Source organism: Allosphingosinicella sp., assembly GCF_036387215.1.
Taxonomy (GTDB): Bacteria; Pseudomonadota; Alphaproteobacteria; order Sphingomonadales; family Sphingomonadaceae; genus Allosphingosinicella.
On sequence record NZ_DASVUE010000154.1, the window covers coordinates 1 to 6917 of the forward strand.

A 6917-nucleotide genomic window follows, 5' to 3' on the forward strand; every position below is an offset into this window, starting at 1 on the left:
GCGCTTGTCGACGACGAGCACGCGCGCATCGTGCTGGCTTGCAAGCCGCTCGGCGAGCACGGAGCCCGCGAAGCCGGCGCCGACGACGAGATAGTCGTACTTCTTCTTGCCGGCGGTCGTGACGAGCCGCGGCCCGGCGGCAGCCGGAGCGACCACCTCCCGGAGGAGCCCGGCCATCCGGGCATATGTCGTGTCCCAGCTGAGGTTGGCGAGCTTCGCGTCCACGTCCTTCAGCCATTCATCGTCGCCCTGCGAAAGCGCCAGCGCCTTCTCGCACGCCGCGATAAACGCCTCCGCGCCATCTGCGATGAACACCGCGTCGAGATCGCCATAATGGCGTCCAACGTCCTTGATCGGAGTCGACACGACGGGGCGGCCGCCGGCCAGATATTCCGGCGTCTTGGTCGGCGAGATGAAGGTCGTCGAGTCGTTGATCGCGAACGGCATCAACGCGACGTCCCAGCCGCCGAGATAGTGCGGCAGCTCCTCATATCTCTTGCCGCCGACATAGTGGATGTTGGCGCGGCGCGGCAGCTCGGCGGGATCGATCTTGACGATCGGGCCGACCATCACGATCGACCATTCCGGGTGCGCGTCCGCGACCGCGCCGATCAGCTCCAGATCCATCCGCTCGTCGATGACGCCGTAGAAGCCGAAGCGCGGCTTCGGCAGCTGGGCCTGGTCCGCCGGGCCTTCCGAAGCAGCCCTTGCCTGGGCGAAGTGGGCGCGATCGACGCTGGAGGGGAACGGGTGGACGTTCGGGTGACGGTCCTTCTTGGCTTCGTAGAGGCTGTAGCCGCCGGTGAAGACGACGTCGGCGGTTGCGAACAGCTCACGCTCCAGATCGAGCAGCGTCGGCGGGGCGAAGCGGAAATTGGCGAGTTCGTCCATGCAGTCATAGACGGTGGCGGCAGCCTCGATGTGCCTCGAGAAGGGCAGCATCATCGGGGTGTAGTACCAGCGGACGAGCGGCTGCTCCTCGCCGGTCAGAAACTCATCGAGCAGCGCCTTCAGCGCGCTTTCCGTCTCTTCCTCGCTCATACCTTCCGGGAGCGACGGAGTGACGACGGTGACGCCCGTTTCGGCGCAAGTCCGGATGCCGAGGGCCGGCTCGCATCCCGCGAGCGCCGCTTCGGGCTCTTCCCAATAGATAACGCGCCGTTCCTTTGCGAAGCGGCTCATCAGATGCTGGGGTCGTTGAAAGACGAAATTCCACCGCAGATGGGAGAAGCAGATCAGGCCCTGGTCGCTGCCGGGCGGAGCCGCATCGTAATTGGGCCCCAGTGACGAGGCGGAGGAAAACGTGATCAATGGAAGCCTCTGAGTTAGAACGGACTTCCGGGATAACGTCGCACTAGCGTAACGAGTTCCAGCCTTCTTCTTCTACTCTCCTCACCTGAGTTAATCATACAAATCAAAGCTTTGATTTTGCTGATGTTGCTTTCGCTGCATTGCGGCGAAATGGAGCAAATACCGGCCAAAGCGGGATCAATCTCCGAACGCGCGCTTCAGCTCCTCGCGCCACGGGCCTGCAACGCCGTCGGAAGGCGCCCGCCAGTCGCCGCGCGGGCTGAGGCTGCCGCCGGCGGAGACCTTGGGCGCGTTCGGAAGCGCCGAGCGCTTGAACTGGCTGGTCTGGAAGAAGCGGTAGAGGAATTCGTCCAGCCACTTGCGGATCGTCGGGAGGTCGTACGAGCGCTTCAGATGCTCCGGGAAGCCCAGCGGCCACAGCCCCTTGTCCATGTCGTGCCAGGCCTGCCAGGCGAGGAATGCGACCTTCGACGGCGGCTGGCCGGACCGCAGGATGTGGAACAGGAAGAAATCGTGCAGCTCGTAGGGCCCGATCCGGTCCTCGGTGCTCTGCATCCCCTCTTCGTCCGCCGGCACCAGCTCGGGCGAGATCTTGGTGTCGAGGATCGCCTGCAGCACCCGGTCGGTCTCGGCGTCGAACTGGTTCGATTTGATCGCCCAGCGGACGAGATACTGGATCAAAGTCTTCGGAACGCCGGCATTGACGCCGTAATGGCTCATCTGGTCGCCGACGCCGTAGGTACACCAGCCGAGCGCGAGCTCCGAAAGGTCGCCGGTGCCCACGACGAAGCCGCCGCGCTGGTTGGCGAGGCGGAACAGATAATCGGTGCGGAGCCCCGCCTGCACATTCTCGAAAGTGACGTCGTAGACCGGCTCTCCCGAAGCGAACGGATGCCCCATGTCGCCGAGCATCTGCCGGGCGGCGGGCTTGATGTCGATCTCCTCGCCGACGACGCCCAATGCCTTCATCAGTGCCCAAGCGTTGGATTTGGTGGTGTCGCCGGTGGCGAAGCCCGGCATCGTGAAGCCGAGGATCGTCGTCCTCGGCAGCTCCAGGTAATCGCACACCTTCGCAGCGACGATCAGAGCGTGGGTGCTGTCGAGCCCGCCCGAGACGCCGATGACGAGATGCTTGCCGGATGTCGCCTGGAAGCGCCGGGCGAGGCCCTGCACCTGAATGTTGAACGCCTCGTAGCAATCCTGATCGAGCTGTTCGGGGCGGTTCGGCACATAGGGGAAGCGACGCAGCTTCCGCTCGAACCCGATGTCCTTGAAGCTCGGCCGGTGCTCGAAATGGATGCGCCGCGCCTTTTTCTCCGGGTGCCCGGCGGCGATCGCATTGTCGTTGAACGTGCCCATCCGCATTCGCTCGAGCCGGAGCCGCTGGACGTCGATGTCGGCGACGCACAGCTCGGGCTCTCGTGAAAAGCGGGAGCTGTGGCAGAGCATCTCGCCGAACTCGTAGATCGATCCTTGCCCGTCCCAGGCGAGGTCGGTCGTGCTCTCGCCCGGCCCGGAAGCCGCATAGATGTAGGCGGCGCAGCAGCGCGAGCTTTGCGAGGCGCAGAGCAGTTTCCGCTCGTCCGCCTTGCCGATCGTGATGTTGGAGGCGGAGAGGTTGCAGAGGATCAGCGCGCCCGACAGGGCGCCAATTGTGGACGGCGGCTGCGGCGCCCAATAATCCTCGCAAATCTCCATGTGGAAGATGAAGTCGTCCAGATCCTCGGCCGCGAAGATGAGGTCGGTGCCGAATGGGACGAGCTGGCCGGCGACCGCGATGTCCATGCCGTTGAGGCCGAACCCCATCGCGAACCAGCGTTTCTCATAATATTCGCGGTAATTGGGAAGGAACGACTTCGGCACCACGCCCAGGATGCGCCCGCGCGAGATCGCCAGCGCGCAATTGTAAAGCCGACCGTTCCGCCGCAGCGGCGCCCCCACCGCAAGCACCGGCGAGAGGTCCGCCGTCTGCCGGCACAGTTCCGCAATCCCCTCCTCCACCGCGTCGAGGAACGCTTCCTGCAGGTGCAGGTCATCGACCGCGTAGGAGGAGATGTTGAGTTCCGGGAAGACGATCAGGTCGACGCCCCGCTCATGCCCCTGCCGCGCCAGCCCCACCGTCTCCTTGAGGTTGAACGAGACATCGCCGCTGCTCGCGACCGGGGTCGCGGCGGCGACCCGCACGAAGCCGTGGCGGTGGATCGCCTCGAACGGCGGCGTCTTCGCCATCACAGCATCTCCGTCATCATCTCGATCGCGACCGCCATGCACTTGATCCGCGTCGCGCCGCGCCCGCCGGGGCCGAAATGCTCCTCGCGGTGGGCGGTCTTCCGCCCTGCGCGGGCGCAGGCGAAATGGACGAGCCCGGGCTCGACTCCGGCATCGGCAAAGCCGGTGATGGCAAGCGCGACATTCGCCCGCGACCGTTCCAGCGCCCCTTCAGCCATCGCCACCGCCACCTCCCGCGTCACCGCATCGTTGGGTTCGATCACATCCATCGGGATGCCCAGCATCTCGTTCTTCGCTTCGAAGGAATAGGTGACGAAGCCGCGGTCGAACGTATGCGCCACGCCTTGCACGTCGGTCAGCAGCGACGCCAGCATTCCACCGGTGCAGCTTTCGGCAGTGGCGAGCTTCAGCCCTCGTTCCGCGGCCTTGGACAGCATCCTTCGAGCCGCCTCTTCCGTCTCGTTGGGAAGCAGTGGGGACAGGGTCTCGGTGTCGTTCAATTCGGGTCCTCGCGCAGCTTTGACTGCGGGAACCGGTCCATTGCTCCGAATGTTCCAGAAGCGCAACAGGAGGCAAAAGATGGCCAAGAAGGACAAGCTCGACGCGATCGAGCTCCTCAAGAAGGATCACCGCGAGGTGGAGGCGCTGTTCAGCGACTTTCAGAAGACCTCGGGCGAGAAGACCAAGGAGAAGATCGCTCAGAAGATCTGCACCGAGCTCAAGATCCACGCGATCATTGAGGAGGAGATCTTCTACCCCGCGATCCGCGGCAAGGTGGACGACGACGATATCGACGAAGCGCTGGTGGAGCATGACGGCGCCAAGGTGCTGATCAACGAGATCGAGAGCTCCGGCTCCAAATCTGACTTTTTCGACGCCAAGGTGAAGGTCCTCCAGGAGGAGATCGAGCACCATGTGAAGGAAGAAGAGAAGCAATGGGGCAGCCTCTTCAGCCAGGCGCGCAAGACCGACGTCGATATGGACGCGCTCGGCGAGCAGATGGCGGAGCGGAAGGCGGAGCTGCAGGAACAGGCGCGCAGCAAGGGCCTGCCGCCGGCGAAGATGGCGACGATGGAGCAGGCATGATGCCGGAGTGGAGCAACAGGAAGGGCATCGCCCTCGGTCTCGGAGCGGCCTGCGCGGCGGGCCTCGGCTATCTCCTCAGCTGCCGGCTGATCGGCGGCGGCGATGACGAGCCCAACGCCCCGGCGCTGAGCGGCGGCGGCGCGCACGGAGCGGTCGGAAATTCCGGCAACGTCCGTCCCGCCGGCCCCTCGGCGATGCGCGATCCGCCCAAGGACTGGGGCAAGGTCGACGAGGCCTCGGACGAGAGCTTTCCCGCAAGCGACCCGCCCAACTTCAACCCGCACGTCGATTAGGTGCGCCGCCCCTCCGGGGGCGCATCCTGGTCCGGGCCTTCAGCGAGGATCGTTTCGCGCGCCTCCACCAGCTCGCGCATCGCCTTGGCCGTGCTGACGCCCCAGACGACGTGCGCCGCGAGCATCAGGAGGTTGCGCCGCGGCGGATGGTCGCTGGCGGGTTTGAGGATGCCGGCGCCGGGGATCCAGCCCATATAGCTTCCGAGCCAGATGCCGGTGCCCGCCACGCCGCCCGACATCGGGCCGAGCATCACGTTGGCGACGCCCAGCAAAGCCCCGCTTGCCGCGCCATAGGCGAAATGGGCGGCGGTGGTGACGTCCTTGGCCGCCTCGTCGGTGAGCGGAACTCCGGCCTGCTCCGAGGTCGAATCCACGATCTCCCGCGGCGTGAGCGGGTAGCGCTCCTTGTCGGGCAACGCCTCGTGCATCCGCCGCATCGCCGCGGTCATCGCCAGCGTTCCGACGAAGCCGGCGATCCCGCCGATCAGCATCCGGCTGCCGAGGCCCAATCTTCTGTCGTTCAAAGGTGGATCTCCGGACGCGTGATCATCAGCCAGAAGATCAGTAGCACGGCTGCGAAGGCAGGAAAGCCGAACGCGAACCAGAGCCGGAACAGGCGGTGATATTCCGGCGGCAGCGGCGCATCCGCGGCCGCGGCCTCGCGCGCCAGGGTCCGCATCCGCGACTGCATCCAGACCACGGGCAGCCAGAACAGGCCGGTGAAGACGTAAAGCGCGATCGAGGCGACGATCCAGCCCTCGGTGAGGTCATAGCCTACGGTCCGTGCGAGCAGCACCCCGGTGATCGGCTGCAGGATCACCGCCGTCGTCGTGAACACATAATCGGCGATTACGACGATCCGTGCCACGCCTGCAATCACCCTGGTGTCGCCCGTCCGGTGCGCGAGCAGCATGAAGAATGCGATCCCGGCGCCGGTGCCGAGCAATACCGTCGCTCCGATCACGTGCAGGAATTTGAGGACGTAATATTCGGTCATCTCTCGTCCAGGATCGCCAGGCAGAGGAAGTTGAAGGCGAGGATCGGCCAGATCTTCATCATCGGCCCTAACGGGTCGCGCCACAATTGCGGAAGCAGGATCGTGCCGGCCACGACGTAGAAGACCGACAGCAGGATTGCGGCGATCAGCGCCAGCCGGGAGGTGGGGCGGTAGACGATGCCGATCGCCACCAATATGTCCGCCACGCCGCCGCCGATCACGCTCGGCTCGCTGAGCGGCCCCGCGCCTGCAAGGCGCATATAGCCGGCCGCGAGCTCGTAGCCTGGGCCGAGCGAGATCAGGCCCGTCAACAGCCAGAACAAGGCGAAAGTGCCGATCGCAAGCGGCTTCAGAAGGTAGAGCCGGGCGAACCAGCGTTCCTGCACCGATGCCGGCTCGGCGGCCAGCGCCGCGGCGAGCGAACGCGGCTCAATCCCGGTCGCCTGCTTCCATGCCGCCGGATCTCCGATTGCGCCGCGCACGATCTCCCGCCGCGCCGTCGTCCGGATCGGCGGCCGCCAGCCGAGCTTCGCGATCAAATCTCCCGTCCGATAGGCGGCTGCCATCAGAAAGCCCGCTCCGGACACGATCTTCGCCGGCTTCCAGCCGAGCCACCGCCGATACTGCGCCACCACCTCCTCGAAGCTGAGCCGGTCCGGACCGGGAAGCTCCAGCGCGACCCGGGAGGGGGCGCCGGGCGCGAGCAGCCGCACCACCGTCTCGATCACATCGTCCAGCTGCACGATGTCGAGCGGACCCGCATCGGGGCTGCGCGGCAGGATCGGGAAAGCGGCGAGCGCGCGAAAGAGTGCGCTGCCGCCATAGGCCTGGCGCCCGACCACCACCGAAGGGCGCAGGATCACCCAGTCGAGGCCGCTCCGCTCCAGCGCCTCGTCGCCTTTGAGCTTGGTGCGGGAGAAATCGGTCAGCCCGCCGCGATCGACGCCCATCGCAGAGAAGTGGATGACGCGCCTCACCCCCGCATGCTCGCACGCCTGCCA

8 protein-coding genes are annotated in these 6917 nt (G+C 65.7%); 2 read left to right on the forward strand and 6 right to left on the reverse strand.

The features are described from left to right. From VF662_RS06175 to VF662_RS06185, 3 genes are all read right to left on the reverse strand, one after another. The coding region (locus VF662_RS06175) for a glycosyltransferase family 1 protein (protein WP_464138924.1) at positions 1 to 1311 on the reverse strand (1311 nt) is incomplete at its 3' end. A gap of 177 nt (positions 1312 to 1488) precedes the next feature. Continuing rightward, entirely contained in the window at positions 1489 to 3540 is a 2052-nt protein-coding gene (locus VF662_RS06180; protein ID WP_464138927.1) for an NAD(+) synthase, read from the reverse strand. Further along, on the reverse strand, positions 3540 to 4040 hold the full coding sequence (locus VF662_RS06185) for a CinA family protein (RefSeq protein WP_464138930.1): 501 nt from the start codon (positions 4038 to 4040) through the stop codon (positions 3540 to 3542). The genes VF662_RS06180 and VF662_RS06185 overlap by 1 nt, the downstream gene beginning before the upstream one ends. Positions 4041 to 4119: 79 nt before the next feature. On the opposite strand from VF662_RS06185, the gene VF662_RS06190 reads away from it, so the two are divergent. Further along, positions 4120 to 4626 carry a hemerythrin domain-containing protein gene (locus VF662_RS06190; RefSeq protein ID WP_464138932.1) on the forward strand — a complete coding sequence of 169 codons (507 nt, stop codon included), beginning with the start codon at positions 4120 to 4122 and terminating at the stop codon, positions 4624 to 4626. Beyond that, a complete protein-coding gene (locus VF662_RS06195) occupies positions 4623 to 4919 on the forward strand; it encodes a hypothetical protein (protein ID WP_464138934.1) in 297 nt (98 codons plus the stop codon). The genes VF662_RS06190 and VF662_RS06195 overlap by 4 nt, the downstream gene beginning before the upstream one ends. On the opposite strand, the gene VF662_RS06200 is transcribed toward VF662_RS06195, so the two are convergent. The 3 genes from VF662_RS06200 to VF662_RS06210 form a co-directional block, all read right to left on the reverse strand. Then, positions 4916 to 5443 (reverse strand): hypothetical protein, encoded by a 528-nt coding sequence (locus tag VF662_RS06200; RefSeq protein WP_464138936.1) that lies wholly within the window; start codon positions 5441 to 5443, stop codon positions 4916 to 4918. The genes VF662_RS06195 and VF662_RS06200 overlap by 4 nt on opposite strands. After that, a complete protein-coding gene (locus VF662_RS06205) occupies positions 5440 to 5916 on the reverse strand; it encodes a DUF2269 family protein (protein ID WP_464138939.1) in 477 nt (158 codons plus the stop codon). The genes VF662_RS06200 and VF662_RS06205 overlap by 4 nt, the downstream gene beginning before the upstream one ends. Beyond that, positions 5913 to 6917 (reverse strand): SDR family oxidoreductase (locus VF662_RS06210; protein ID WP_464138941.1); only part of this gene is annotated, 1005 nt, incomplete at its 5' end. The genes VF662_RS06205 and VF662_RS06210, both read right to left, overlap by 4 nt.